Consider the following 26,408-nt stretch of genomic DNA (forward strand, 5'->3'; position numbering starts at 1 on the left):
TGCCTGAGTGATTTCGTCGCTAACTCAAGCTGTTACAACAGCACTCACTCTTTGTGCGGCGCTGGCTGTTGTTGGGTAAGGCAGTGAATGTTACCGCCTCCCAGTAACAGTTCACGGCCAGGCACCATCACCACTTCGTGCTGCGGGAACAGGGTCTGCAAAATCTCTTTTGCAGGGCCATCCAGCGGGTCGTCGAAACTCGGGGCGATAATGCCGCCGTTGACGATCAGGAAGTTCACGTACGAACCGGCCAGCCGCACGGACGGATTACGTTCCTGGGTACCGTCAACCGGATCGACACCGGCGCATTCTTCCTCGGTCGCGTACAGCGGCCCGGGAATCGGCATCTTGTGCACCGTAAACGGGCGACCTTTGGCGTCGGTGCTACTTTGCAGCACTTTCATCGCGGCCTGGCAGCGTGGGTAGTTCGGATCCTGCGGGTCATCGGTCCAGGCCAGCAACACTTCGCCCGGACGCACGTAGCAGCAGAAGTTATCCACATGGCCGTCGGTTTCGTCGTTGTACAAACCGTCCGGCAGCCAGATGATTTTATCCACAGCCAGATGAGCGCTGAGCACCGCTTCGATTTCCGCGCGGTTCATGTGCGGGTTGCGATTGCGGTTGAGCAGGCATTCTTCGGTGGTGATCAGTGTGCCTTCGCCATCCACGTGGATCGAGCCGCCTTCGAGCACGAAGCCTTCGGTGCGGTAACGCTGGCTGCGCTCGATCTCAAGGATCTTGCCGCCCACTTGCGAGTCACGGTTCCACGGCGAATACAGGCCACCGTCGAATCCGCCCCAGGCGTTGAAGTCCCAGTTCACGCCGCGGACTTCACCGCTGTTATTGATGACAAAGGTTGGGCCGGTATCGCGAACCCAGGCGTCGTCACTGGACATTTCAACGACGCGGATATTCGGCACGTCCAGGCGGGTGCGGGCGTTTTCGTACTGGCCGGCGGAAACCGCTACGGTCACCGGTTCGAAACGTGCAATGGCTTTAGCCACCGCGACGTGCGCGGCTTGCGCCGGTTTGCCACCCAGGCGCCAGTTGTCCGGGCGCTCGGGCCAGACCATCCAGGTCTGGGTTTGGGGTGCCCACTCGGCCGGCATGTAGAAGCCGTCTGCGCGAGGGGTGCTGTTCAAAGTGGTCATGTCGATCAGGACTCCAGGGTACCGTCGAGGGTTTTCAGCGCGCTGTACAGGTTCGGACGACGGTCACGGAACGAGCCCCACGCGCTACGGATGTGTTCCAGTTGGTCGAGGTCGAAGGTGTGAACCAGAATGCCTTCTTCGGTTTCATTGAGTTCCTGCACCTTCTCGCCGAACTGGTTGGCGATGAACGACGAACCATAAAAGGTAATGTCATAGCCGTCTTGTTCTTCGTTGCCGATGCGGTTACTGGCGATCAGCGGCATCAGGTTAGCGCCGGCGTGGCCCTGTTGCACGCGTTGCCAATGATCACGGGACGAAATGGTCTTGTCGTGCGGCTCGCTGCCGATGGCGGTCGGGTAGAACAGAATCTCCGCGCCTTGCAGCGCCATGCTGCGCGCGGCCTCGGGAAACCACTGGTCCCAGCAGATACCCACGCCGATTTTTGCGTATCGGGTGTTCCACACTTTGAAACCGGTGTCGCCCGGGTTGAAGTAGTACTTTTCGTGGTAGCCAGGACCGTCCGGGATGTGGCTTTTCCGATAAATCCCGAGGTTGCTGCCGTCGGCGTCGATGATCGCGATGCTGTTGAAACGTGCGCGGCCCGCCAGTTCATAAAAACTGATCGGCAGCACCACTTGCAATTCCTTGGCGACTTTCTGGAAATGCTTGATGGCGACGTTGTCTTCGACCGTCGTGGCCAGTTGCAGGTAATCCGGATTTGGTTTCTGGCAAAAATACGGTGCTTCGAACAGTTCCTGGATCAGGATGATCTGTGCTCCTTTGGCAGCAGCTTCGCGGACCAGCCTTTCAGCGACTTCGATATTGCCTTCAAGGTCCCAGGAACAGGCCATCTGAGTGGCGGCGACGGTAACGTTACGGCTCATGAATCATCTCCGGGCAAGTGCGTGACGGTCGGGCATGGTTGATCCACGCCCTAGCATTGGCGACTTTATAGCCGATAAATATCGGCTTTAGAAGCTATAGAAATGCATTCCGTCTAAATTTACACACTTAATCCCGATAACAATCGAGTTCTATTCACCATTCCTGTGAGAGCGAGCCTGCTCGCGAAAGGGGTGGCTCAGTCAACGTCAATGGTACCTGTACGACTGAATTCGCGAGCAGGCTCGCTCACACAGGTTTATGCGTTCAGAGATCCTCCGCGAGCACACTTGAGAGCATGTCGACAAAGAAATCCACACTCCGGCGCGAGGTCACCATCGGCGGTTTGATCTTGAGGACGTTCAGGTAATCGCCGGTCGGTTGCATGAAAATCCCCAATTCGCGCAAGCGGTCGCACAACGCCGTGGTTTCTTCGGTTGCCGGCTCGAGGGTTTCGCGGTTGCGGATCAACTCCACACCCAGGTAGAACCCGGAACCATGCACCGCGCCCACCAACGGATGAATATCGATCAGCGCTTCAAGACGCTCCTTGAAATATCCGCCAACGATCTGAGCGTTTTCCCAGAGCTTCTCCTCTTCCATCACATCCAGCACCGCCATGCCGATCTGGCAGCTCACCGGACTGCCCCCGGCCGACGAGAAGAAATACCCCTCGGCCTCCAGCGCCTCGGCGATTTCGCGGCGGGTGATCACCGCGCCCAGCGGCTGGCCATTGCCCATGCCCTTGGCCATGGTGATGATGTCCGGTACCACGCCTTGCTCTTCGAAGCCCCAGAAGAAATGGCCCATGCGCCCGTAGCCCACTTGCACTTCGTCGGCGATGCACACGCCGCCCTGGGCGCGAACCATGGCGTACACCTGCTGCAAGTAACCCGGCGGCAGCGAAATACCACCGGCATTGCCGTACACCGGTTCGCAGATGAAACCTGCCAACTGGCGTTTTTGCTCGGCGATTTTCGCCAGATTGTGTTCCACGCTGCGCACGTAATCCGGCGCACTGTCCGGGCCGCGGAATTCACCGCGATAGGTGTTCGGCGCAATCACCGGGTGCACCCAGTCCGGGCGGCTGCTCAAGGCTTTGGGGTTGTCGGCGATCGAGGTCGAGACCGCATCCGCGCCGACCGTCCAGCCGTGATAAGCCTCCAGCACGCTGAGCATGTCGCGCCCGCCGCTGAAGGCCCACGCCAGGCGGATCGCCAAGTCATTGGCCTCGCTGCCGCTGTTGACCAGGAACACGCGGTCCATGGAGTCCGGCGCCAGCTTCAGCAAACGTTCGGAAAATTCGGCAACGGCGGCGTAGTTGAACCGCGAATTGGTGTTGAGCAGCGACCACTGGCGGCTGGCGACCGCCGACATGCGTGGATGGCCGTGGCCGAGCACCGCGACGTTGTTGAGCATGTCGAGATAGGAGCGGCCCTGCATATCGATCAGGTGGTTGCGCCAGCCGCGCTCGATGCGCGGCGGATCGACGTAGTAGTGTTTTTGCGTGCGGGCGAAACTGGCGTCGCGACGGGCCAGCAGGGTAGGCGCGTCGAGCTCTTCTTCCGCATCGCAGGCCAGGCCCACCAGCGCCGCCGGAGACGGGCATAACGCTTGCCAGGCCGCTGCGCGTGATGGCGTGCAAAACAACGGCGCCGACAACGATGCACCACGACTGAGTTGAACGATCAGCGGTCCACTGACCGAGCCCAACACCTGGCCTTTGACCAGTGCCGCCCCCGTATGCAGCGTCGGCGTTACGCCCCACATCCGCACACTTAGTTGCGGACCGTCGAGTTGCAGCACGCCCGGTGCAGGCTGATGAACGACGCCGGCAAACGGCGATTCGACCGCGGTGCCGTGCGGTACATGCAACTCGACATGCAACGGGCAGGTATCCGGTTCGATGGCGCTGTCCGGACGGGTGCGGGACAAACGGTATTGCCCGTAACGACTGGCCGCCAGACCGTGAACTGCGGCAGCCTCGTTCAACAGGCGCTGATCGATACCCTCCTGTTCCCAGTTACCCGCCTCGAAATGCGGGCTGAGTACGCCCAGATCGATCAACGCAAATTCTCGACCGACCAGGCTTGGCAGCAGCGGTGCAAAATCTTCGCTGCCAATGGCCGCGAGGTTTTGGCCGACAGCAATCAGGATCGCGGCTTCCATCAACGCCAGCGGCACCGATGTAGCTACACGGAAAATCTCCCACTCGTGGCTCAGGTTATCGCGGCTGTACTGGTTGCCCGGATCGATGCTGACCTGCTGCTCACCACTGAGCACCAACACCGCCGCACGAGCGACGATAAGCGGCCACAGCGCCAGCAACTCTTCACGGGTCAGCGGATTGACCGCGTGATACGCCTGCACCGCCGGCAAAATGCAGAACGGATCGCCATCCCCGTGGTGCAGCAATGCGGCGCAGGTCACCGACAGATCGGTGATGCGCCAGGTGCGAATCAAATCGCCGAAATCAATCACGCCCTGCAACTGCCAATGACGCTCAGCGTCGCGTTGCCACACCACGTTATCGTCGGTGATGTCCATGTGGATGGCCTGTACCGGCAATTTGTCCACCAGAGGCTGCAAATGGCGCTCGGCTTGCTCCGCCGCATCGGCGATCAACTGGCGCTGGGCATCGTCCTGGATCACCGGCAGCAAATGCGCAATCAACGCCTGGGCATGTCGAGCGTCCCACTGCAGGGTGCGCACCAGTCCCGGATGGTCGAACGCCGCCAGCGCCAGGTCCATCTCGCCGCACAAGCGACCGAAACCGGCTACTACGGTTCGGTTGAAATGATCGAGGTGGGTCAGGGATTGGCCCTCGATGTAATCCAGCAGACGAACGTGCACTGCTTGCCCTGCGACTTCAAGTGAGAGCAAATCCGCGCCGTTTTCCGCCGGGATCACCCGCGGTACATGCACGTCCGGGTGTTCGCTCAAATGCTTGAGCCCGGCGTGCTGAGCTTGCAGTTCCAGCGCCGAATAGTCGCCCCGGCAGATTTTCAGGACGAATCGGCCCTGGTCACTGTCGACGCGATAGTTCAGATCCTGCTGGCTACCGAGGGCCTGCAATCGGCCGCTGAGCCCGTAATGTTTCTGCAGCAGCTCAAGCGCTTGCTCCGCAGAGACCTGCGGGCTGGGCAAACTGGCGCGATGAATCAACGTGGCGAGCGGCATACAACGACCCCTGAAATTTTATTAGGCGCCTATATCGCCACTGCTTGGGGCGTTACGCAACCCCCACTCTGCCACCTGGCGACCGACAGGCCGCATAAAAAGAACAAGGAAAAAATGTTGCGCCCCTCGCCTTGATCAAGACTCTGCGCAAGAATGCCGACCATCGACGCTTATCACTGGAGTGAGACCATGAATGTAGTCACCACCGACCTCCCCGGTGTTCTAATCTTCGAACCCAAGGTTTACGGTGACGAGCGGGGCTTTTTTTACGAAAGCTTCAACACGAAGGCGTTTCAGGAAGCCACTGGCCTGGACACCCGGTTCGTCCAGGACAACCATTCCCGCTCGCAAAAAGGCGTGCTTCGTGGCTTGCATTACCAACTGGAAAATACCCAGGGCAAACTGGTTCGCGTCACAGCGGGAGAAGTTCTCGACGTCGCGGTGGACATTCGCCGCAGTTCGCCACATTTCGGTCAATGGGTTGCGGTACGCCTGTCCGCCGAAAATCGCCGCCAGCTCTGGGTACCGGAAGGTTTTGCCCACGGTTTCGTGGTCCTGAGTGAGTTCGCCGAGTTCCTCTACAAAACCACCGACTACTACAACCCGTCATCCGAGCGCAGCATTCGTTGGGATGACCCGGACCTGGCCATCGACTGGCAACTGGACGCTGCGCCGCATCTGTCGGCCAGGGATCAAGCCGGCGCATTGTTCAAGGATGCTGACGTTTTTGCCTGAAACCCGGGCAGAAGCTCGGCCGCGCAGACTGCGCCCGCAAGCCTAGGCATAATGCGCCTGTACCCACAGGCGCTCGATGCTCATGACTCCAACCCTCCCCCGCAGACCTCGTTGGCGCAGCCTGGCATTGCTCGCCTTGTGCCTGGCGCCGTTGCTGTGGCCGCTGGAGCATCTGGCCGAGCGCTACTACCGCAGCGAACTGGCCGGGCAGAACCGCCAGACCCTCGATCTCTATGTCGCCAACCTGCTGGGCACCCTGCACCGCTATGAAGTGATGCCGCAGATCCTCGGCGATCTGCCGGCCCTGCGCGCCGTGCTCGGTGCACCGGACGACAGCGTCACCCAAGGCAACGCCAATCGCTTGCTGAAAAACATCAGCACCCAGACCGGTGCCGAAGTCATGTACCTGATGGACACTACGGGCAAGACCCTGGCCGCCTCCAACTGGGACAAACATGACAGTTTCGTCGGGCGCAATTTTGCCTTCCGCCCGTACTTCAGCGAAGCCATGGCCGGGCGCCTCGGACGCTTTTTCGGGCTAGGCACCACTTCCGCCAAACGCGGCTACTTTTTCGCCGCTGCCGTGCGTGACGGCGAAAAAATCACGGGTGTGCTGGTGGTCAAGGTCGATCTCGACCACACCGAAAGCCTGTGGGGCAAAACCCCGGAACAACTGCTGCTGACCGACCATAACGGTGTGGTCATCCTCACTTCCCGTCCGGAATGGCGTTTCCGCTCGACCCGGCCGTTGAGCGATGACGAACGCAAGGCGATCACCGCGATCCAACCCTATCCAACCCGTGATCCAAAGCCGTTGAAGCTAAATCCCAACGCTTGGTTGACCCAGACCCAGCCGATCGCGGAAACCGGCTGGAATGTCAGCATCCTCGCGCCGCGAACCCTGATCGACCGCCCGGTGCGCACGGTGCTTGCCATCGGTGGCGCGACGCTGTTGGTGGTGATGTTGTTGCTCGGCCTGATGATGCAACGCCGCCGGCATTACCTCGAACGAATCGCCTTCGAAGCCAAGGCTCGCCGCGAACTGGAAGGCCGGGTCGCCGAGCGCACCAGCGACCTGGAAGGCCTCAACCGTCGACTGAAACAGGAAGTGTTGGAGCGCGAACAGGCTCAGCAAGAACTGGTGCGTGCCCAGGATGATCTGGTGCAGGCCGGCAAACTGTCGGCGCTGGGGACGATGTCGGCCAGCATCAGCCATGAGCTCAATCAACCGCTGGCCGCCATTCGCAGCTACGCGGAAAACGCCGAAGTGTTGCTCGACCACCAACGCACCGACGATGCCCGCGGCAACCTCAAGCTGATCAGCGAACTGACCGGGCGCATGGCTTCGATCATCGCCCACTTGCGCGCCTTTGCCCGGCGCGATCGTCACGCCCCGGAAAGCGTCGCCCTGCAGCCGGCACTGGACGATGCCCTGGCGTTGCTGGCCAAGCGGCGGCGAGGCATGGAAGTCGAACTGATCCGCGATTTGCCCGCCGCCACCCTGTGGGTCGAGGCCGGTGAAACCCGACTGCGCCAGGTACTCGGCAATCTGCTGGCCAACGCTCTGGATGCCCTGACGGAAAAAGGCCCGCCGCGTAAACTCTGGCTGAGTGCCCAATCCACGGCCGATGGCGTCAACCTGTACATTCGCGACAACGGCCCCGGCTTCTGCCTGGAGGCACTTGGTCGCGCCAGCGAGCCCTTTTACACCACCAAAACCCGCACCCAGGGCCTTGGGTTGGGGCTGGCGATTTGCGAGACCCTGATGCGCGCCTTCGGCGGTGAACTGTCGTTCGCCAACCACAAGGAAGGCGGCGCGTTGATTACCCTGAAGCTACGCGCAGGCGCACCGGGAGTGAGCCTGCAACCGTCCGAGGACCGAAGTGCATGACCATCGACAACCGCATCCAGGTCGTGTTGATCGACGACGATCCCCATCTGCGCCAGGCCCTGGGCCAGACCCTGGATCTGGCTGGCCTGAAAATCCTGCCGCTCGCCGAAGCCAAGGGTCTGGCCGCGCAACTGGAACGTGACTGGCCGGGCGTGGTGGTCAGTGACATTCGCATGCCGGGCATGGACGGTCTGGAATTGCTGACCGAGCTCCACGCCCAGGACCCAGAGTTGCCGGTGCTGCTGATCACTGGTCACGGCGACGTGCCGCTGGCGGTGCAAGCCATGCGCGCCGGCGCTTATGACTTTCTGGAAAAACCTTTCGCCAGCGACGCCCTGCTCGACAGCGTACGTCGGGCACTGGCCTTGCGCCGACTGGTGCTGGATAACCGCAGCCTGCGTCTGGCCTTGAGCGATCGCAATGAGCTGAGCACGCGTCTGGTCGGTCACTCGCCGTCAATGCTGCGTCTGCGTGAGCAAATCGGTGCGTTGGCGGCGACCAAGGCCGATGTGCTGATCCTCGGTGAAACCGGTGCCGGTAAAGAAGTGGTGGCTCGGGCGCTGCATGATCTGTCGAGCCGGCGTAACGGCCCGTTCGTGGCGATCAACGCCGGAGCGCTGGCCGAATCGGTGGTCGAGAGCGAGCTATTCGGTCACGAGCCAGGCGCCTTCACCGGCGCGCAGAAGCGTCGCATCGGCAAATTTGAATTCGCCAACGGCGGCACACTGTTCCTTGATGAAATCGAAAGCATGAGCCTGGACGTGCAGGTGAAATTGCTGCGTTTGCTGCAAGAGCGGGTGGTCGAACGCCTGGGCGGCAATCAGCTGATTGCGCTGGACATCCGCATCATCGCCGCCACCAAGGAAGACCTGCGTCAGTCCGCCGATCAGGGGCGTTTCCGCGCCGATTTGTATTACCGCTTGAACGTCGCACCGCTGCGCATTCCGCCACTGCGCGAGCGCGGCGAAGATGCCTTGATGCTGTTCCAGCACTTTGCCGATGAAGCCAGCGCCCGCCACGGCCTACCGCCCCACGAACTGCAACCGGGACAACGCGCCATGCTGCTGCGCCACACCTGGCCCGGTAACGTGCGCGAACTGCAAAACGCTGCCGAGCGCTTTGCCCTGGGCCTGGAATTGGCGCTGGACAACAACGAGTCGCAAAACCCGTCCGGCGCGCCGATGGAGGTGGTCAGCGGCGGTTTGAGCGAGCAGGTGGAAAACTTCGAAAAAACCCTGATCGCCGCTGAACTGGCACGCTCCCACAGCTCGGTGCGCAGCGTCGCCGAAGCCCTCGGCATTCCGCGCAAGACCTTGCATGACAAACTGCGCAAGCACGGCCTGAGCTTCGCCGACAGTGGCGCCGCCAGTCACACCGAAGAACTCGATTGAGTCATCGGTCATACCCTCAACTCAAACAAGAGGCCCACGAATGAGCCGCGACAGTCGTCACCTGGAATCCGTCCTCCATCACGACATCCCGCTGACGCGGGACATGGGCCTCAAAGTGCTCGACTGGCACGATCAGCAATTGCGCCTGTATTTGCCGCTGGAGGCCAACGTCAACCACAAGAGCACCATGTTCGGCGGCAGCTTGTACTGTGGCGCCGTATTGGCTGGGTGGGGATGGTTGAGTTTGCGCCTGAAAGAGGAAGGGATTGAAGGCGGGCATATCGTGATTCAGGAAGGGCAGATCAGTTATCCGTTGCCGGTAACGGGCGATGCCAACGCCATTTGCCACGCACCGAGTGCGCAGGTGTGGAAGAAGTTTCTGGCGATGTATCAGCGCTATGGACGTGCACGGCTGACGCTGCATACGCGAGTCGTGAATGTGGGGAGCGATGAGGATGCAGTGAAGTTTGTCGGGCAGTACGTGCTGCATCGCTGAAGTGCAATGACCATCGTAGGAGCCGGCTTGCTGGCGATTCATGCAACGCGGTGTGTCAGACACACCGCATCGCTGGCAAGCCAGCTCCTACAGGTTAGCCAGCGCCAACAATTTCTCGCGCCAGGCCGCCTTCGCTGGCAACGCCAGAAAGAACTCATTCAACAGCGACTCCCGCGCCGGGTAGCTGAAAGGCGCACCGCTCAGCTCCAGCACCTCACCGCCCGCGCCTTCCAACACGCCTTGTGCCGCCGCCGTGTCCCACTGCGAAGTGGGGGCCAGCCGTGGGTAGCAATCCGCTGCCCCTTCGGCCAACAGGCAAAACTTCAGCGAACTGCCGATATTGGCCAGCTGCAACTCACCCAGACTGGCGCTCAACCCGGCCAGCAAGCGCTCCTGTTCCGGACTGGAATGGCGACGACTGGCAACTACGGTAAACGATTGCCCGGGGGCCGGCACGTCACGCACCTGAATCGCCGAGGGCGTACCACCTTGATCACAACGCCAGGCGCCGAGCCCGGCACCACCGACATAGAAACGGCCATTGGTTGGCATCGATACCACGCCGAATACCACTTGGCCGTTTTCGATCAGGGCAATGTTGACGGTAAATTCTTCGCTACCGGAGATGAACTCCTTGGTCCCGTCCAGTGGGTCAACCAGCCACCAGCGTTGCCACCCGGCGCGCACACTCTGGGGAATGTTGGCATCTTCTTCCGACAACACCGGAATGCTCGGATCGAGCGCCGTAAGCCCGGCCAGAATCAGGTGATGGGCGGCCAGATCAGCGGCGGTCACGGGAGAGTCGTCGGCCTTGGCGGTCACGGCGGTGCCGATGCGCCAGAACGGCAGGATCGCCTCACCGGCCTTCAATGCCAACTCAACCACCGGCGCCATCAATGGATGCGGGAAATTCATGGCAGGAACACCCCGCGCTGGGTCAGTAAGTCACGAGCCAGGTACAACGCCGCCAAGGCGCGCCCTTCAGTGAATTGTGGATTTTGCGCCAAGGCCGACAGTTCGCGCAGATTGACCTTGCCCAGGCCCATCGGCTCCGGCTCATCGCCTTCAAGACGCTCTTCATAGAGGTCGGTGGCCAGTACCACCTGGATTTTCTGGCTCATGTAGCCGGGCGACAACGACAACTCGGTCAGATGCTCCAACTGCCGTGCGCCAAAACCGGCTTCTTCCTTGAGCTCTCGCTCAGCCGCCGCCAGCACGTCTTCACCGGGCTCGATCAAACCTTTGGGCAGCGACAACTCGTAGGCGTCGGTGCCGCCGCAATATTCTTCGACCAGTACGGCGTGATCCGCATCGAGCATCGCCACGATCATCACTGCGCCATACCCGGCGCCCTTGCCGACCAAACGCTCGTAGGTGCGCTCCACACCATTGGAAAAGCGCAGCTTCAGCTCTTCAACGCAGAATAAACGGCTGGTGGCGACAATCTCGCGGGCGAGGATGGTGGGTTTCTGGCGCATGAGCGGCTCCTGGGCAATAGCGGGTTACTATACCCGGCCTATCCTGATTGTTGTCCCCGGATACCTTTTTTTACCGCTGGAGAAGTTTTCTATGTCCCTGCTGCCCTGGCGCGACATCGACACCGTTCTGCTGGACATGGACGGTACGCTGCTGGACCTGCACTTCGACAACCATTTCTGGCTGGAGCACCTGCCCCAACGCTATGCCGACTTGCACGGGGTAAGCCGGGCCATGGCCGAGCTGGAGTTGCAGCCATTGTTCGAACGCAATGCCGGCCAGCTACAGTGGTACTGCCTGGATTTCTGGAGTGCCGAACTGAAGCTGCCGGTGCGCGAACTGAAACTGGAAACCGCGCACCTCATCGCCCTACGCCCGGATGCCGATACGTTTCTGGCGGCGATCAAGCGGGCCGGCAAACGCGTGGTGTTGATCACCAACGCGCACCGCGATTCCTTGTCCTTGAAGCTGGAAAAAATCGAGCTGGCGCCGTATTTCGAGCGCTTGATCAGCTCCCACGACTACGGATTCCCCAAGGAAAATCCGCAGTTCTGGGAGGCGTTGCAGGCGGATATCGACTTCGACCCGGCGCGCAGCCTGTTTATCGACGACACGCTGCCGATCCTGCGCAGTGCCCGCGATTTTGGCGTGGCGCATTTGTTGGCCGTGCGCGAACCGGACAGCCGCAAAGGACCGAAGGACACGGCGGAGTTTGCGGCGGTGGGGGATTACCGGGAGCTCATTACCGGGCTTTAATCCGACACGTCATTGTGGCGAGGGAGCTTACTCCCGCTCGGCTGCGCAGCAGTCGCCATTCAGCCGACGCGATCTATCTGAGAGAAGGCATTGGCCGGATTGGAAGTGCTCCGCACTCCAGCGGGAGCAAGTTCCCTCGCCACAGGTTTTGCATTATTCAGGAATCCGCAACGACTGCCCCGGATAGATCTTGTTCACATCCTTGAGCATCGGCTTGTTAGCGTCGAAGATTTTTTGATACTTGTTGGCATCGCCATACACACGCAGGGAAATGGCGCTCAGGGTGTCGCCCTTCTCAACCACAACAAATTTCGCGGCCACGACTACTGGCCCGGTCACGGTGATCTGATCATCCACACTGCCGACACCGGCAATATTGCCCACGGCCAGCAGGATCTTTTCTTTCTCTTCCTGACTTGCCACTTCACCAGTCACGGTGACTTTGTCGCCATCGACTGTCGCCTGCACATTCGGATTACCCAGGCCGACTTTGTTGATGTGTTCCTTCAACTGCTCACTGGCATTGGCATTGCCCGGCGTCAGTAAATCCAGCAGTTTTTCGCCTGCTTCTTTCACAAAGCTCAAAAGACTCATGGTGCACTCTCCTTGGGTTTTGGGTTCCAGAGACAAAAGCCTAGACCACCCCCGACACTTGCGAATCCAACCCGACCAATGACGCCGCTTCCCGCCAGGGATAGAATCCGCCCCTTCCCGAACCCTGGAGCGAAGATGGACATCAAGCAGCTGAAATTCCTCATCGCTCTCGACGAAACCCGGCATTTCGGCCAGGCCGCCGCGCGTTGCCACATCACTCAACCAACGTTGTCCATGCGCTTGCGCAGCCTTGAAGAAGAACTCGACCTGCCGCTGGTCAATCGCGGTCAGCGCTTCGAAGGTTTTACTGCGCCGGGTGAACGGGTGCTTGCATGGGCCCGTACGGTCCTGGCAGCCTACGACGGCTTGTACGCCGAAGCAGCCGCTTGTCGTGGCAACCTGGTCGGTACGTTGCGCCTGGGTGTGGTGCCGTTGTCGAGTTTCGATCCACTGCCGCTGATGCAACGCCTGCACGCCGAACACCCGAGCCTGCGCTTCGAACTGTCGGCGCTGAGTTCCGAGCAGATTCTCGAACAGTTGGCGAACAATCGGCTGGATATCGGAATCTCTTACCTGGAGCGCCTGGACAGCGAACGTTTCGAGTCGCTGACTTTCAGCGAAACACGTATGGGCCTGCTCTACGACCTGCGCTTCTTTACCTTCGGCGAGGCGCCGCTGAGTTGGGAATCGTTGATGGAGCTGCCATTAGGCATGCTCACCAGCGGCATGCACTTTCGCCAGTCAATCGACCACAACTTCCATATCCGCGGCCTGAGCCCGCAACCGCTGTTGCAGACCGATGCCGTGCATCAACTGTTACAAGCTGTGCACGGTGGCCTGTGCTGCGCCGTGATGCCGCTGGACGGTGGCCTGGAAAATCTCACCGATCACCTGCGCCTGCACCCCATCGAAAATGCCCAGACACTCGCCCGGCTGGGACTGATCATGCGTCGCAGCGCCCCTCGCTCGGCGTTGGCGGAGGCCTGTTTTTCAATTTTTCAACAATCACTACCGAGCGCTTGATCGACGCCATCTATCGGTAGATCAGTATTAGCGATTAGACGTGACAAGTTGTCGCGCCTAGTCTTAAAGCTGACCAAACCGACGGTGATGCCATGAACGCCAAGCGCCCTGACTGCTCGGCGCCCGCCCCAAAAACGCCCGAGCCTGCTGCCAGCCAGACCTACAGTTACAGCAACCTTGAATACTCTGAATCGGACAGCACTGCGCTGGCTGAAGAAGTCGCGTTGGCGATCGCCTATAACGGCATCAGCCAGGCAGTCATGCTGGTGACGCCGACCGATCTTGAAGACTTCATCGTCGGCTTCAGCCTGGGCAGCGGCATCATCCAGGACGCCACGGACATTTATGACCTGCAACTCAGTGGCTCAGGGTCGGCGCAGTACGCGCAAGTGACCATCGCCAACCGCGCCTTCTGGAACCTCAAGCAGCAGCGTCGGCAACTGGCCGGCACCAGCGGTTGCGGGCTCTGTGGCGTGGAAGCGGTCGAGCAGGCGTTGCCTGACCTCAAAGTGTTGCCCGGCGCGCCACTGCCACCCGCCGAATGGCTCGACGGCCTGCGCCAGCGCATCAATGAGTTCCAGCCGCTCGGCCAGTATTGCGGCGCCGTCCATGCGGCAGTGTTCATGAACGACAAAGGTGAATTGCTGCTCGGTCGTGAAGACATCGGCCGGCACAACGCCCTCGACAAACTGATAGGTGGGCTGATTCGCCGCAATATCCCGCTCACTGGCGGGCTGGCGATTGTCACCAGCCGGTGCAGCCTCGAATTGATCCAGAAAGTGCTGCGCGCCGGCATCCAGACGCTGGTCAGTCTGTCGTCGCCCACGGGCCTCGCCGTGCAATGGGCCCGTCGCCACAACCTCAATCTCATCCATTTGCCACAAAAGAATGCGCCGCGGGTGTACAGCCCGGCTTTGGAGAATCAAGCGTGAGTCAACACCGTCAAGCCGATCAGACCCCCGTTCCTCGCTACAAACCCTACAAAGGCCCGGCCGGTGGCTGGGGCGCACTGATCAGCGTCGCCCAGGCCTGGTTGACCAGCGACAACGCCCTGAAAAACCTGCGCATGATGCTCAAGACCAACAAGAACGGCGGCTTCGACTGCCCGGGTTGTGCTTGGGGCGATTCCAATGAAGCCGGCATGGTGGCGTTCTGCGAAAACGGCGCCAAAGCAGTTAACTGGGAAGCGACCAAACGGCGTGTCGACGGCAAATTCTTCGCCAAACACAGCGTTACCTCGTTGTTGGAACAGAGCGACTACTGGCTTGAATACCAGGGCCGCTTGACTGAGCCCCTGCGCTACGACGCCGCCACCGATCGCTATAAACCAATCGGCTGGGATGACGCGTTCGCACTGATCGCCAAGCACCTGCAAGGCTTGTCGAGCCCGGATCAGGCCGAGTTCTACACCTCGGGACGTGCCAGCAACGAAGCGGCTTTTCTCTATCAGTTGTTCGTGCGCGCCTATGGCACCAACAACTTCCCCGACTGCTCGAACATGTGTCACGAAGCCAGCGGCGTTGCGTTGTCGCAAAGCGTTGGTGTCGGCAAAGGCACCGTGACCTTCGATGATTTCGAACACGCCGATGCGATTTTCGTCTGGGGTCAGAACCCCGGCACCAACCACCCGCGTATGCTCGAACCGTTGCGCGAAGCGGTGAAGCGCGGCGCGCAAGTGGTCTGCATCAACCCGCTGAAAGAGCGCGGACTGGAACGCTTCCAGCATCCGCAACACCCGATCGAAATGCTCACCAACGGCTTTAAAGCGACCAACACCGCTTACTTCCGTCCAGCCTTGGGCGGTGACATGGCGATCATGCGGGGCATGGCCAAGTTCCTGTTGCAATGGGAGCGCGACGCGCAGAAAGCGGGTGAGCCTGCCGTGTTCGATCACGATTTTCTCAACGAACACAGCGCCAATGTGCTGGAGTACCTCGGCATCGTTGACGACACTCCGTGGGAACAGATCGTCGAGCAATCCGGTTTGACCCTTGTGGAAATCGAACAAGCGGCGCGCATGTACGCCAAGGGCAAGAACGTCATCATGTGTTGGGCCATGGGCATTACCCAGCACCGCCATTCGGTGGCGACCATCCAGGAAATCGCCAACCTCATGTTGCTGCGCGGCAACATCGGCAGGCCAGGCGCGGGCCTGTGCCCGGTGCGTGGTCACAGCAACGTGCAGGGCGACCGGACCATGGGCATCAACGAGCGCCCGCCGGTGGCGTTCCTTGATGCACTGGAGCGACGCTTCCAGTTCAAGGTACCCCGCGACAACGGGCACAACGTGGTCGAGGCGATTCACGCCATGGCCGAAGGTCGGGCGAAAGTGTTTATCGCCCTGGGCGGCAACTTCGCCCAAGCCACTCCCGACAGTACACGCACCTTCCAGGCCTTGAGCAATTGCGACCTGACCGTGCAGATCAGCACCAAGCTCAACCGCAGCCATCTGGCCCACGGTAAAGATGCGCTGATCCTGCCATGCCTGGGCCGCACCGATATCGACCGGCAAACCGAGGGCCCTCAAGCAGTGACCGTCGAAGACTCGTTCAGCATGGTCCACGCCTCCAACGGCCAATTGGAGCCGCTGTCGAACCAGATGCGCTCTGAGCCGGCGATCCTGGCCGGGATCGCGGCAGCCACGCTGGGTAGCCACCCGGTGGACTGGAATTGGCTGGTGGCCGACTACAGGCGCATCCGCGACCTGATCGCCGACACCATCCCGAACTTCAAGGACTTCAACGAGAAGATCAAGAATCCGGGCGGTTTCTACCTCGGCAACAGCGCCGGTGCGCGCAAGTGGAACACCGCATCGGGCCGGGCCAATTTCAAACCCAATATGCTGCCCAAAGATCTGGTACACGAACGCACCCGCGCCACCGGCAGGCTGCCGGACCTGATCATGCAGTCGATGCGCTCCCACGATCAGTACAACACCACGATCTATGGCCTCAACGATCGTTATCGCGGAGTGAAGGGGCAACGAGATGTGCTGTTCGTCAACGAAGCCGACATCATTCGTCTGGGCTTCACGCCGGGACAAAAGGCTGACATCGTGTCGATCTGGGATGATGGCGTGGAGCGTCGGGTGAAAGGGTTCACCCTCTTGGCGTTCGATATCCCGGCGGGCCAAGCGGCCGCGTACTACCCGGAAGTGAACCCGTTGGTGCCGCTGGAAAGCACCGGGGATGGCAGCCATACGCCAACATCGAAGTTCGTGGCGATCCGGTTGGAAGCGGCGAGTGAGACTGGGTTGATCTTGGCCCGGTCGGCCTAACGCGTCGTTGGTTCTGGCCCTATCGCGAGCAAGCTTGCTCCTACAGGTTTTGCTGTTGACCACATAATTTGTGTTCGACAGAATCCCTGTAGGAGCAAGCTTGCTCGCAATGGCATCGGAAGATTCAACACACCGACCAGCATTGATCACAACTTTCCAAACACCCACAAAAAAGGCCGTTTTCTAATGAAAACAGCCTTTGTGAAGTAGTAAAAGACCGGCGAAAAACCGTTAAGTTCCGCCCAAAAAACAGCAACTTATAGAAATGTGCTGAAGTCGTGTTACTCGTCGGATTTCGATTGTCACGCCCATGACACAGCCTCAGGATCGCGCCGTCATCCCCTTGAGGTTCCTTTATGAAGTTCTCCTCGATTCTCTTGTTGTCCCTTGGCCTGGTCAGTGGCATCGCTTCTGCCGGCGGCACCACCGAAGCAGGTGTGGGCGGCGCATTGGGCGGGGTTTTGGGCTCGGTCGTCGGCCAGTCGCTTGGCGGCAATACAGGTTCCACCATTGGCGCAGCCCTGGGCGGCGCGGGTGGTAGCGCAGTTGGCGCAGACAAACGCAGCCGTGGCGAAGCCGCCATTGGCGGTGCGTTGGGCGCAGCAGGCGGTAACGTGGTCGGCCGCAGCGTGGGCGGCACCACCGGCAGCCTGATCGGCTCCGCAGCAGGCGGCGGCGCCGGTGGCGCGCTGGGTAACTACATGGGCAACAAGGCCGATGACGACGATGATGATGATCGTCGTGGCGGTCGTCGTTACTATGATGATCACCATCGTCACGATCGCGGTAACCACTACGGCCATCGCAAACATCACAAGTACTACCGTCACCGTCGTTGAGACCGGAATGGTTTCGCTGACAGGTGAAAAAAATCGCAGCCCCAGGGCTGCGATTTTTTTTGCCTGCCTTACACCACCAGACGTTCCAGGGCCCCGCGCAAACCGGGCGGAATCGCCACCGGTTGATTCGAAGCGCGGTCGACAAACACATGCACAAAGCGCCCCGCTGCGCAGGCCTCGTCCTCTCCGTGTTTGAACACCGCCAACTCGTACTGCACCGAACTGTTGCCCAGTTTGCCAACCCGCAAACCGATCTCGATCCGGTCCGGGAACGCGATGGAAGCGAAGTAATCGCAGGCTGAGCTCACCACAAAACCCACCACTTCACCGTCATGGATATCCAGACCACCGACTTCGATCAGATAGGTGTTCACCGCCGTATCGAAGAAGCTGTAGTAGGTGACGTTGTTGACGTGACCGTAGACGTCGTTGTCGTGCCAGCGCGTGGTGATGGGTTGGAAGTGTGGGTATTCGGTACGTTGGGGCATCAGTATGGGTTCCTGGAGTTAGGTTGCCAGTCTATGTCGAAAACCGTGTCGCATTCTTCGCTGGCAATAGATCACTCAACGATCAGCAAACCCTTTACCCGCCGCAGCCAGCTCACCGATCAACCGCGCCGGCTGCCAGTGATCACCCTGACGGGTCTCCAGCGCCAATAAGCGTTGATGAATATCCGCCAACCCTTGCTGATCCGCCCAGGCCATCGGCCCGCCCTTCTCCGCCGGGAAGCCGTAACCGTTGAGGTACACCAGATCGATGTCATGGGCCGACCCGGCGACCCCTTCCTGCAGGATTTTCGCACCCTCGTTGACCAACGCCAGCAAGCTGCGCTCCCGAATCTCCTCTTGGCTTATCTCACGGCGCTGGAAGCCCAAACCTTCGCTCACTTCCAACACCAATGCATCAACCAGCGGGTCGTGCTCTGCCTGCCGACTGCCCGGCTCATAGTGGTAAAAACCGTTGCCACTCTTCTGCCCGAAACGGCCCAGTTCGCACAGGCGATTATCCACCTGCACTTCTGGCGCATCCTGCCCTACGCCAGACAACTGTCGGGCGCGCCATTGCAGGTCCACGCCGACTACGTCAAACATGCGGAACGGTCCCATGGCGAAACCGAAGCCCTGCAGCGCCGCATCCACCTGATAAGGGTAAGCACCTTCCAGCAACATTTTGCGCGCCTCAAGCACATAGGTATTGAGCATACGGTTGCCGATAAAACCGTCGCAGTTGCCCGCCACCACACTGACCTTGCCCATGCGCTTGCCCAGGGCCAATGCGGCTTCAAGCACCGCTGGGGCAGTCTCTGCACCGCGGACGATTTCCAGCAGCTTCATGATGTGCGCCGGGCTGAAAAAGTGCAGGCCGAGGACCTGATGTGGACGGCGCGTGACCGCAGCGATGGCGTCGATGTCCAGCGCAGAGGTATTGCTCGCTAAAATGGCTTCAGGTTTGAGCAGGCCATCCAGTTCGCAGAAGATTTTTTGCTTGAGTTCGAGGTTTTCGTAGACAGCTTCAATAACCAGGTCGACATCACGGATCGCCGCATAATCGGCGGCGGCCGTAACACGCGCGATGCGAGCATCAGCCTCGGCCTGATCGATACGCTCCTGTCGAACGCTATGGGCGTAAGCGTCGGCAACGGTGACCAGTGCCTGTTCAAGCATCTGCGGATTGTTATCGACCCATTGCACCGACACTCCGGCGTTGGCCAGGCACATGACGATGCCACGGCCCATGGTGCCCGCGCCGATCACGGCTGCGCGCTGAATATTGAACGGTGTCTGGCTCATGTTTTGTTCTCTTGTTGGCGATCCAAAGACAGCCCCCACCATAGTCAGCTACCGCGCATTTTTGAAATTTATTCCTGTGATGAGCGACATTCAGCGCATGGATGCGACTCTGTAGGAGCCGGCTTGCTGGCGATGGCGACGTCCCATTCAACATATGTGCTGGCTGTCGGACCGATATCGCCAGCAAGCCGCCTCCTGCAAGGACACGGTTCAAACTCAGAGATGCTGCTCAGCCCAACTGCGCACCTCGCCATACGGATAATCCTCGAGCACCGCGAACCCTGAAATCGATCGTGCCTTGAGCTTGGTGAACAGCGGCACACTGATCCCGCACAGAAACCGCGTCACCCGCTCGGCCGACGGCAAACGTCCCGTGTGTTGCTCATGCCTGTGGATAAAATCACCACATAATGCCTCGAAGTTTTTATCCACAAGTGCCGGTAACTCCGGCGGCGCTGGCAGCCGCGCCACTTGCCCATGGCACACCGAACAGTGACCGCACTGCCGTGGCGCATTTTCATCGCCGAAATACTCGGCCAAGCGATAACCCAAACAATGCTCGGTGGCGAACAGGTCCAGCATGGCGTGAATCCGCGCGATCTCAGTTTGCTCATGACGAGTGAAGTAGGCGTGCAATTCAGCACTCAAGGCCTGTGTGTCGAAATCGCTTTGCAACAGGCTGTAGACCTCGGTCATCTGTTTGCTTTCCAGCTCGACCCAGCCCTTCTCCTGGAAATAATCCAGCGCCTTGACCACCCGGTTACGCTCGGCGTGATGTTGCTCGTATAGCGCATCGAAATTCACCGTAGCCCAAGTGCGTGCGCGACTGGAGGTCTGGATGATCGCCGCGACGAAATCCCTGCGCTCACCTTCAAAACGCGCCAGCAGCGCCTCGGGTTCCAGCAAATACTTGAAGCGGTATTCGGCGTAGTAGGCGTAACGCGGGGCAATCAGCCCCCGAAGCTCCAACTGCACCAGCAAGGTCTTGAGCGGTAACTGGCGAATGTTGCTCTGATCCGCCAGTGGCCCCAGCAAAAACTCCCACTGCCCTTCGGGCGCAGCGCCTTGCATTTCGTCGAGCACACAGCGGATGCCATCCAGTTCCGGCGTGTCGCCGTAGACGAAGTTTTCCAGCACGTTGAGGCTGTCGCGGTTGGCCAGCACCAGGCAATCTGACGGCTGCCCGTCACGCCCTGCACGGCCGATTTCCTGGCTGTAGTTTTCGATGGATTTGGGCAGATCGAAATGCACCACGTTGCGGATGTCACTCTTGTCGATGCCCATGCCGAACGCGATGGTGGCGACGATGCAGTTGGACTGCCCACCCATGAAGCGCTTCTGGATCGCTTCCCGTTGTTCATGGGGCAAACCTGCGTGATAAGCCTCGGCCTGGAGGCCATTGCGCTCCAGATATTCGGCGATATGCTCGGCGGTTTTCTGCAGGGTGACGTAAACAATGCTCGGCTGGCCCGGGCGCTGGCTCATCCACTCGACCAAGCGTCGGCGCTTGTCCGCGCCTCGTACCGGCTCCACCAACAGGTTGAGGTTCGGCCGGTAGAAACCGGTGGTCACCACATCTTCGGCGGCGATGGCGAATTTGCTTTGCATATCCGCGATCACCTTCGGCGTCGCGGTGGCCGTCAACAGCAGTACCTGAGGAATGTTGAATTGGTGCTGGTAGTCCGGAAGCTTGAGGTAGTCGGGGCGGAAGTTGTGGCCCCACTCAGAGATGCAATGCGCCTCGTCCACCACCAGCAACGAGATCGGCACTTGCTGCAAGAAATTGCGGAAGCGCTCGTTTTTCAGGCGCTCCACCGAAATCATCAAAATCTTCAATTCGCCAGACTTGGCGCGGGCCATCACATCGCTGGCGTCGTCGCGGCTCTGGGCCGAATCGATACTGCCCGCCGCAATGCCGTGGCGTTGCAGGAACGCCAACTGATCCTGCATCAACGCCAATAGTGGCGAGACCACCAGCGTCAGATGCGGGAGCAACACGGCCGATAATTGATAGCACAGGGATTTGCCGGAACCGGTGGGAAAAATAGCCGCCGCCGAACGCCCCGCCAGCACGGCGCTGACGGTTTTCTCCTGACCGGGTCGAAACTGTGGATAACCGAAAACCTGTTCCAGGGTGTTGTGCATAAGCTGTCACTCCGTTGACCGCTGCGATGAACAAAGCCTAGCCGGCGATTGCAGCGAGTCGAGAAAAGGTCGGTGTTAAAAACGATACGGGATGATACAGCGGATGACCTGGAAGACTTGAGGGATGTAGCGATCGTCAGATTGCCATCGCTAGCCCAGCCACCACAAAACCCGAAATAACCTACACAGTCTGAGGCACCTTCAACCAGGACGTAGTCCCTGTCCCCTAATCCAAACAAAAACCCTACAAAACCTGTCGACCTCAGCCGTCTTGTCGCACAACGCCAGGCCCTTCTATAGTTTCCGGCGCGGCTGAAATCAGTGACTCGGCCTGCCGGGAACACTTGCCGCTTTCGCACAGGACCTACCTCGATGACCATCCCCGATCCACCGACCGAACGCTACCGCCCACTCACATCCAGCTATAGCGAAACCCCGGTACTGGTCATCGACACCGAGGCCGACCCCTTCGAAATCCTCGACGCCGCCCGCCAACGCATCCGCGCCGCCAGCGACCTGCTCGAAACCTTGTACTGCCTGTGCTTCAAACAAGCCGACAGCAGCGACATCCCCAACATCGTCAGCGCCCTCTACCTGCTGACCCAGGACGGCAACGACCTGCTCGACATCGCCCGACAACGCCTGCCGAAACTCACCGGCTGAAAACACCACGCCCCTGTAGGAGCTGGCTTGCCAGCGATAAACGATAACGCGGTGCCATGTGGATAAGTCCGTCAGCAACGCCCTATCAAAGCTTCGGCAACGTCCTACAAAAGAAGACACCTAGTCGGCTATCGCGGAAAGCGCCGATTCAACGTCAGTTGCAGATCGCTCCCGCACTACGCGGGAGCGATCAAGAATTGAACGCCGGAGATAGCCATCAGCAGATTTTTCGATGAGCTGATGAAAAGCGTGCAACAGATGCACGAAATTCTGCGGAACGAACGTCGGTACCAATCCTCTCGCCACCTCGATCAACTTCGACCTTGGCTGCGACGGCACCGATGCGCGGAACCTGATGGAAGCGCTGGAACAACAGTTCGCCATCGACTTCATCGACTACGACGCCTATCGCTAATTTCAGCCGGAAGGGTTTGATGTCTACCTCAAGCGCAGGGCGAAGGGACGCGGCGACAAATTCCCACTGACTATCGGAATGCTTACAAAGCGATCAAGGTCCAGCGGTGGGATACATCAGAGTTGGAGGGCCCAGAGCCAAACGCATAAGTGCCAGCTGAAACACCCACAAAAAAGCCGCCCCGAAGGGCGGCTTTTTCATTGCATCAAACCAACACTTACAACTTAGGACCCGCAGCCTTGATCGCGTCGCTCACTTCGAACTTCTTGAAGTTCTCGATGAACAGGCCGGCCAGTGCTTTGGCTGCTTCGTCGTAGGATGGCTTGTCAGCCCAGGTGTTGCGTGGGTTCAGCAGGCCAGTCTCAACGCCCGGTACGGCCAGTGGCACGTCGAGGTTGATGGTGTCCAGGTGTTCGGTTTCGGTGCCGATCAGCGCGCCGCTCTGGATCGCTGCGATCACTGCGCGGGTGGTCGGGATGTTGAAGCGCTTGCCGACGCCGTAGCCACCGCCGGTCCAGCCGGTGTTGACCAGGTAGACCTTGGAACCGAAGCCGCGGATGCGCTTGATCAGCAGCTCTGCGTATTCGCCAGCCGGACGCGGGAAGAACGGTGCGCCGAAGCAGGTGGAGAAGGTCGACTTGATGCCGCTGCCCGAACCCATTTCAGTCGAGCCCACCAGAGCGGTGTAGCCGGACAGGAAGTGGTAGGCCGCTTGTTCTTCGTTGAGAATCGACACTGGCGGCAGCACGCCGGTCAGGTCGCAGGTCAGGAAGATCACAGCGTTCGGCTCGCCGCCCAGGTTCTTCTCGGAACGCTTGGCAACGTGTTCCAGCGGGTACGCGGCGCGGCTGTTCTGGGTCAGGCTGACATCAGCGTAGTCGGCGTGCTTGGCATCGTCGATGACGACGTTTTCCAGAACTGCGCCGTGCTTGATGGCTTTCCAGATGACTGGCTCGTTCTTCTCGGACAGGTCGATGCACTTGGCATAGCAACCGCCTTCGATGTTGAAGACAACGCCTTCGCCCCAACCGTGTTCGTCGTCACCGATCAGGTAACGGCTTTCGTCAGCGGACAGGGTGGTTTTACCGGTGCCCGACAGACCGAAGAACAGGGTCACGTCGCCTTCTTCGCCGATGTTGGCAGCGCAGTGCATTGGCAGCACGTCGGCGGCCGGCAGCAGGAAGTTCTGCACGGAGAACATGGCTTTCTTCATTTCACCGGCGTAACGCATGCCAGCGATCAGGACTTTCTTCGCAGCGAAGTTGAGGATCACACAACCGTCGGAGTTGGTGCCGTCACGCTCAGGCACGCACTCGAAGTTGGCAACGTTCAGTACTTGCCATTCGTCACGGCCAGCCGGGTTGTACTGGGCCGGGTTGATGAACAGGCAACGACCGAACAGATTCTGCCAGGCAGTCTGGGTGGTCATCTTCACGGCCAGGTAGTGATCTTCGGCCGCGCCTACATGTACGTGGGAAACGAAATGCTCTTGCGCGTTGTTAAACGCCTCAACGCGATCCCACAGGGCATCGAACTTGTCAGCCGGGAACTTGCGGTTGATCGGGCCCCAGGCGATTGCACCTGTGGTGGACGGCTCATCAACGATGAAACGATCGACTGGCGAACGGCCGGTACGGTGACCGGTACGAACAACCAGTGCGCCGGTATCGGCAAGCTCGCCTTCACCGCGGTTGAGGGCTTCTTTCACCAGATCATCAACACTCAGATCGGTGTACACGGCGTTATTGGCTTGCGTCATGAGGTTCCCCGTCGGCCAGTGGCCGAGTGCTCCAAACGTTTTTGTAGTAGAAAGTCGTGCACTACTACCGCGAAAAAAGTGGCCCGGATTATGCCAGAAAAGCCCAAAAAGAGTAGGCCCCTCCTGTCGTAACGGCGTTATTCCGGCACTAACCAGTGAATTTACCTGCGCTGAATCGTTTTAGTGACGGGTAACTGACGGCGTATCGACACCCGCTCCGGCGAACAATTGAGTGACATCGGCGGCGTCGAAAAGGTATTGCTGATTGCAGAACTGGCAATCGATTTCGATTTTTCCACCGTGCTCAACCACCAGGTTTTGCGCGTCTTCCATACCCAGACTGACCAGAGCATTGGCTGAACGTTCGCGCGAGCAACTGCAGCGGAAGCGCAGTTTCTGCACATCGAACAGACGTACCTGCTCTTCGTGGTAGAGGCGATGGAGCACGGTTTCATTGTCCAGGCTCAGCAGCTCATCGGCGGTCAGAGTGGTGGCCAGCGCGGTGAGGTGCTGCCAACTGGCGGCGCGTTCTTCTTCGTCTTTCAAGCGATCAGCAGGCAATTGCTGCAGCAACAGGCCACGGGCGCGACGGCCATCGGCGCAGAGCTTGATGCGAGTGCCAATCTGCTGGGACATGACGAAGTAGTTAGTGAAACAGTCGGACAAGGTTTCGCCATCCAGATCGACGACGCCCTGATAGCGCTGGCCCTGTTTCGGGTCGATGGTCAGTGTCAGCGAGCCATCCGGCATCAAGTCCGCAAGGCTGGCGTCGGGGGCAATCCGGTCGGCCTCGTAACGGGCCAGACCACGGATGTCGCGCTCGCTGGAGCACTCGATCATCAGCAACGGGATCGGGCCTTCGGAACGGGCCTGAAGAATCAGCAGACCATCGAACTTCAATGTGCCGACCAGCAACGCCGCAGCCGCCATCAGTTCGCCGAGCAGTTGCGCAACCGGCTCCGGATAGGCGTGTTTGGCCAGGACTTCAGCGTAGCTGAGTTCCAGCGAAACCATCTCGCCACGGGTGTCGCTGTCATCGAAGATGAAGCGTTGGGTGAAGTCGTTATCCGGTAAGTCGGTCATAAGTCTGGGTATCTGAAGTGGTGACAAAAATGATTACAGAATCGAGGTTACGCCTCGGCCATAGCGTCTTGCTGTCTGGTTATGGCTTACGGGCCGGCGACTGTGTGCGCTTTACGACGAACGGCACATGCATGGCAGGCGAATTACCTCATATGGCTACGCGCAGGCGCAATTACAAGTCTTGGCCGGATGGATGTGATCGGTGGCCCGGTCAATCATTCGTTACTGCTGCCTCGAAACTTGAACAGATCGCGGCGCTGTTTTTTGCTCGGCTTGCCATCGGTACTTACGCCTAAAGCACCTGCCTTGCGCTCGGCGGCGGCATTTTCGCGCTTGGCGATGCTGGCTTCGGTTTCGGCGTATAGCGTCTGTGCTTCCGGGGCACCACGGCGCACAATCGACAGCGCCTGGACCACTACCGTGCGCTCCTCGAAACCGGTGCGGATCACAAACTCATCGCCAATCCGCGGCTCCTTGCCCGGTTTGCAGCGCTCGCCCCGACAATGCACCTTGCCGCTTTCAATCGCCGCCTTGGCCAGGGCGCGGGTTTTGTAAAAGCGCGCTGCCCACAACCATTTATCGAGGCGGACTTTGTCGTCCTCTTCGTTTTTTTGTGCCATGGGATTTCCTCGCTCTGAAATATTGGTGAACTGTACTACCGTTCTGTCGTACCAAGAATTACTCCGTCCCGGACTACAATGCTGACATTCCAGAACTGCCTCGCGGGGCTGGAAATCCGGGCCGTAGATATCTGTCGCCTTTTAACCATTATTCTGCGTGAATACCGCGAAATCGGCCGCCTGCGGCCACCGCGGTATCTACCGGTTGAGCAATTTTGAAGACATTTGACCATTTGACCGTT

Annotated in this window: 22 protein-coding genes and 1 pseudogene; 11 read left to right on the plus strand and 12 right to left on the minus strand. The window is 59.7% G+C overall.

Annotated elements, in window-relative coordinates:
• Positions 1 to 44: 44 nt before the first annotated feature.
• From aguA to ABVN21_RS22110, 3 genes are all read right to left on the minus strand, one after another.
• Positions 45 to 1,151 (minus strand): agmatine deiminase, encoded by a 1,107-nt coding sequence (gene aguA / locus ABVN21_RS22100; protein ID WP_339553599.1) that lies wholly within the window; start codon positions 1,149 to 1,151, stop codon positions 45 to 47.
• 5 nt (positions 1,152 to 1,156) lie between these two features.
• Complete coding sequence (gene aguB / locus ABVN21_RS22105; RefSeq protein WP_034148501.1) at positions 1,157 to 2,035, minus strand: N-carbamoylputrescine amidase; 879 nt, start codon at positions 2,033 to 2,035, stop codon at positions 1,157 to 1,159.
• Positions 2,036 to 2,300: 265 nt separating this feature from the next.
• Positions 2,301 to 5,213: an aminotransferase gene (locus ABVN21_RS22110; RefSeq protein ID WP_339553600.1), complete on the minus strand. Its 2,913-nt coding sequence runs from the start codon at positions 5,211 to 5,213 to the stop codon at positions 2,301 to 2,303.
• 189 nt (positions 5,214 to 5,402) lie between these two features.
• Here ABVN21_RS22110 and rfbC point away from each other — a divergent pair, with 189 nt between their 5' ends.
• From rfbC to ABVN21_RS22130, 4 genes are all read left to right on the plus strand, one after another.
• Complete coding sequence (gene rfbC, locus ABVN21_RS22115) at positions 5,403 to 5,948, plus strand: dTDP-4-dehydrorhamnose 3,5-epimerase (RefSeq protein ID WP_339553601.1); 546 nt, start codon at positions 5,403 to 5,405, stop codon at positions 5,946 to 5,948.
• Between the two features lie 82 nt (positions 5,949 to 6,030).
• The gene (locus ABVN21_RS22120) at positions 6,031 to 7,839 is read left to right on the plus strand and encodes an ATP-binding protein (RefSeq protein ID WP_339553602.1); all 1,809 of its coding nucleotides are present in this window, start codon (positions 6,031 to 6,033) and stop codon (positions 7,837 to 7,839) included.
• On the plus strand, positions 7,836 to 9,230 hold the full coding sequence (locus tag ABVN21_RS22125) for a sigma-54 dependent transcriptional regulator (RefSeq protein ID WP_339553603.1): 1,395 nt from the start codon (positions 7,836 to 7,838) through the stop codon (positions 9,228 to 9,230). Before ABVN21_RS22120 ends, ABVN21_RS22125 begins: the two co-directional genes overlap by 4 nt.
• Positions 9,231 to 9,270: 40 nt before the next feature.
• Positions 9,271 to 9,726 carry a YiiD C-terminal domain-containing protein gene (locus ABVN21_RS22130; RefSeq protein WP_339553604.1) on the plus strand — a complete coding sequence of 152 codons (456 nt, stop codon included), beginning with the start codon at positions 9,271 to 9,273 and terminating at the stop codon, positions 9,724 to 9,726.
• A gap of 87 nt (positions 9,727 to 9,813) precedes the next feature.
• Here the strand turns inward: ABVN21_RS22130 and cysQ are convergent, their stop codons facing one another.
• On the minus strand, positions 9,814 to 10,641 hold the full coding sequence (cysQ, locus tag ABVN21_RS22135; RefSeq protein ID WP_339553605.1) for a 3'(2'),5'-bisphosphate nucleotidase CysQ: 828 nt from the start codon (positions 10,639 to 10,641) through the stop codon (positions 9,814 to 9,816).
• Positions 10,638 to 11,204, minus strand: coding sequence for an ADP compounds hydrolase NudE (gene nudE, locus ABVN21_RS22140; RefSeq protein WP_034148495.1), 567 nt, complete (start codon positions 11,202 to 11,204; stop codon positions 10,638 to 10,640). The genes cysQ and nudE overlap by 4 nt, the downstream gene beginning before the upstream one ends.
• Before the next feature lie 91 nt (positions 11,205 to 11,295).
• Between nudE and yrfG the strand changes: the two genes are divergently transcribed.
• Entirely contained in the window at positions 11,296 to 11,958 is a 663-nt protein-coding gene (yrfG, locus tag ABVN21_RS22145) for a GMP/IMP nucleotidase (RefSeq protein ID WP_339553606.1), read from the plus strand.
• 153 nt (positions 11,959 to 12,111) lie between these two features.
• Here the strand turns inward: yrfG and lysM are convergent, their stop codons facing one another.
• On the minus strand, positions 12,112 to 12,552 hold the full coding sequence (gene lysM, locus ABVN21_RS22150; protein WP_339553607.1) for a peptidoglycan-binding protein LysM: 441 nt from the start codon (positions 12,550 to 12,552) through the stop codon (positions 12,112 to 12,114).
• A gap of 135 nt (positions 12,553 to 12,687) precedes the next feature.
• On the opposite strand from lysM, the gene ABVN21_RS22155 reads away from it, so the two are divergent.
• The 4 genes from ABVN21_RS22155 to ABVN21_RS22170 all read left to right on the plus strand — a co-directional run bounded on the left by ABVN21_RS22155 (position 12,688) and on the right by ABVN21_RS22170 (position 17,691).
• Positions 12,688 to 13,575, plus strand: coding sequence for a LysR family transcriptional regulator (locus tag ABVN21_RS22155; protein WP_339553608.1), 888 nt, complete (start codon positions 12,688 to 12,690; stop codon positions 13,573 to 13,575).
• Positions 13,576 to 13,667: 92 nt separating this feature from the next.
• Entirely contained in the window at positions 13,668 to 14,507 is an 840-nt protein-coding gene (fdhD, locus tag ABVN21_RS22160; RefSeq protein ID WP_339553609.1) for a formate dehydrogenase accessory sulfurtransferase FdhD, read from the plus strand.
• Positions 14,504 to 16,852, plus strand: a complete 2,349-nt coding sequence (locus ABVN21_RS22165; protein WP_339553610.1) for an FdhF/YdeP family oxidoreductase — start codon at positions 14,504 to 14,506, stop codon at positions 16,850 to 16,852. Before fdhD ends, ABVN21_RS22165 begins: the two co-directional genes overlap by 4 nt.
• A 356-nt stretch (positions 16,853 to 17,208) precedes the next feature.
• Positions 17,209 to 17,691 carry a glycine zipper domain-containing protein gene (locus ABVN21_RS22170; RefSeq protein WP_339553611.1) on the plus strand — a complete coding sequence of 161 codons (483 nt, stop codon included), beginning with the start codon at positions 17,209 to 17,211 and terminating at the stop codon, positions 17,689 to 17,691.
• A 68-nt stretch (positions 17,692 to 17,759) separates the two neighbouring features.
• Here ABVN21_RS22170 and ABVN21_RS22175 read toward each other — a convergent pair whose 3' ends face one another.
• The 3 genes from ABVN21_RS22175 to ABVN21_RS22185 form a co-directional block, all read right to left on the minus strand.
• Positions 17,760 to 18,179, minus strand: a complete 420-nt coding sequence (locus tag ABVN21_RS22175; protein WP_339553612.1) for a thioesterase family protein — start codon at positions 18,177 to 18,179, stop codon at positions 17,760 to 17,762.
• A gap of 75 nt (positions 18,180 to 18,254) precedes the next feature.
• Entirely contained in the window at positions 18,255 to 19,481 is a 1,227-nt protein-coding gene (locus ABVN21_RS22180; protein ID WP_339553613.1) for a 3-hydroxyacyl-CoA dehydrogenase NAD-binding domain-containing protein, read from the minus strand.
• 216 nt (positions 19,482 to 19,697) lie between these two features.
• Positions 19,698 to 21,626 carry an ATP-dependent DNA helicase RecQ gene (locus ABVN21_RS22185; protein WP_339553614.1) on the minus strand — a complete coding sequence of 643 codons (1,929 nt, stop codon included), beginning with the start codon at positions 21,624 to 21,626 and terminating at the stop codon, positions 19,698 to 19,700.
• 372 nt (positions 21,627 to 21,998) lie between these two features.
• Between ABVN21_RS22185 and ABVN21_RS22190 the strand changes: the two genes are divergently transcribed.
• Both ABVN21_RS22190 and ABVN21_RS22195 read left to right on the plus strand, forming a co-directional pair.
• Positions 21,999 to 22,289 (plus strand): hypothetical protein, encoded by a 291-nt coding sequence (locus ABVN21_RS22190; protein WP_339553615.1) that lies wholly within the window; start codon positions 21,999 to 22,001, stop codon positions 22,287 to 22,289.
• 258 nt (positions 22,290 to 22,547) lie between these two features.
• Positions 22,548 to 22,853 (plus strand): annotated as a pseudogene (locus tag ABVN21_RS22195) (DUF1493 family protein).
• A 68-nt stretch (positions 22,854 to 22,921) separates the two neighbouring features.
• Here the strand turns inward: ABVN21_RS22195 and ABVN21_RS22200 are convergent.
• The 3 genes from ABVN21_RS22200 to ABVN21_RS22210 form a co-directional block, all read right to left on the minus strand.
• Positions 22,922 to 24,463: a phosphoenolpyruvate carboxykinase gene (locus tag ABVN21_RS22200; protein ID WP_339553616.1), complete on the minus strand. Its 1,542-nt coding sequence runs from the start codon at positions 24,461 to 24,463 to the stop codon at positions 22,922 to 22,924.
• A gap of 180 nt (positions 24,464 to 24,643) precedes the next feature.
• Positions 24,644 to 25,546 (minus strand): Hsp33 family molecular chaperone HslO, encoded by a 903-nt coding sequence (gene hslO, locus ABVN21_RS22205; protein ID WP_339553617.1) that lies wholly within the window; start codon positions 25,544 to 25,546, stop codon positions 24,644 to 24,646.
• 215 nt (positions 25,547 to 25,761) lie between these two features.
• Entirely contained in the window at positions 25,762 to 26,166 is a 405-nt protein-coding gene (locus ABVN21_RS22210) for a S4 domain-containing protein (protein WP_274075090.1), read from the minus strand.
• Between the last annotated feature and the right edge of the window lie 242 nt (positions 26,167 to 26,408).

Source organism: Pseudomonas sp. MYb327 (assembly GCF_040438925.1).
Taxonomy (GTDB): Bacteria; Pseudomonadota; Gammaproteobacteria; order Pseudomonadales; family Pseudomonadaceae; genus Aquipseudomonas.

Coding starts and splice junctions, on each gene's coding strand:
- aguA (WP_339553599.1), bottom strand. CDS start 1,151: ATGACCACTTTGAACAGCACCCCTCGCGCAGACGGCTTCTACATGCCG.
- aguB (WP_034148501.1), bottom strand. CDS start 2,035: ATGAGCCGTAACGTTACCGTCGCCGCCACTCAGATGGCCTGTTCCTGG.
- ABVN21_RS22110 (WP_339553600.1), bottom strand. CDS start 5,213: ATGCCGCTCGCCACGTTGATTCATCGCGCCAGTTTGCCCAGCCCGCAG.
- rfbC (WP_339553601.1), top strand. CDS start 5,403: ATGAATGTAGTCACCACCGACCTCCCCGGTGTTCTAATCTTCGAACCC.
- ABVN21_RS22120 (WP_339553602.1), top strand. CDS start 6,031: ATGACTCCAACCCTCCCCCGCAGACCTCGTTGGCGCAGCCTGGCATTG.
- ABVN21_RS22125 (WP_339553603.1), top strand. CDS start 7,836: ATGACCATCGACAACCGCATCCAGGTCGTGTTGATCGACGACGATCCC.
- ABVN21_RS22130 (WP_339553604.1), top strand. CDS start 9,271: ATGAGCCGCGACAGTCGTCACCTGGAATCCGTCCTCCATCACGACATC.
- cysQ (WP_339553605.1), bottom strand. CDS start 10,641: ATGAATTTCCCGCATCCATTGATGGCGCCGGTGGTTGAGTTGGCATTG.
- nudE (WP_034148495.1), bottom strand. CDS start 11,204: ATGCGCCAGAAACCCACCATCCTCGCCCGCGAGATTGTCGCCACCAGC.
- yrfG (WP_339553606.1), top strand. CDS start 11,296: ATGTCCCTGCTGCCCTGGCGCGACATCGACACCGTTCTGCTGGACATG.
- lysM (WP_339553607.1), bottom strand. CDS start 12,552: ATGAGTCTTTTGAGCTTTGTGAAAGAAGCAGGCGAAAAACTGCTGGAT.
- ABVN21_RS22155 (WP_339553608.1), top strand. CDS start 12,688: ATGGACATCAAGCAGCTGAAATTCCTCATCGCTCTCGACGAAACCCGG.
- fdhD (WP_339553609.1), top strand. CDS start 13,668: ATGAACGCCAAGCGCCCTGACTGCTCGGCGCCCGCCCCAAAAACGCCC.
- ABVN21_RS22170 (WP_339553611.1), top strand. CDS start 17,209: ATGAAGTTCTCCTCGATTCTCTTGTTGTCCCTTGGCCTGGTCAGTGGC.
- ABVN21_RS22175 (WP_339553612.1), bottom strand. CDS start 18,179: ATGCCCCAACGTACCGAATACCCACACTTCCAACCCATCACCACGCGC.
- ABVN21_RS22180 (WP_339553613.1), bottom strand. CDS start 19,481: ATGAGCCAGACACCGTTCAATATTCAGCGCGCAGCCGTGATCGGCGCG.
- ABVN21_RS22185 (WP_339553614.1), bottom strand. CDS start 21,626: ATGCACAACACCCTGGAACAGGTTTTCGGTTATCCACAGTTTCGACCC.
- ABVN21_RS22190 (WP_339553615.1), top strand. CDS start 21,999: ATGACCATCCCCGATCCACCGACCGAACGCTACCGCCCACTCACATCC.
- ABVN21_RS22200 (WP_339553616.1), bottom strand. CDS start 24,463: ATGACGCAAGCCAATAACGCCGTGTACACCGATCTGAGTGTTGATGAT.
- hslO (WP_339553617.1), bottom strand. CDS start 25,546: ATGACCGACTTACCGGATAACGACTTCACCCAACGCTTCATCTTCGAT.
- ABVN21_RS22210 (WP_274075090.1), bottom strand. CDS start 26,166: ATGGCACAAAAAAACGAAGAGGACGACAAAGTCCGCCTCGATAAATGG.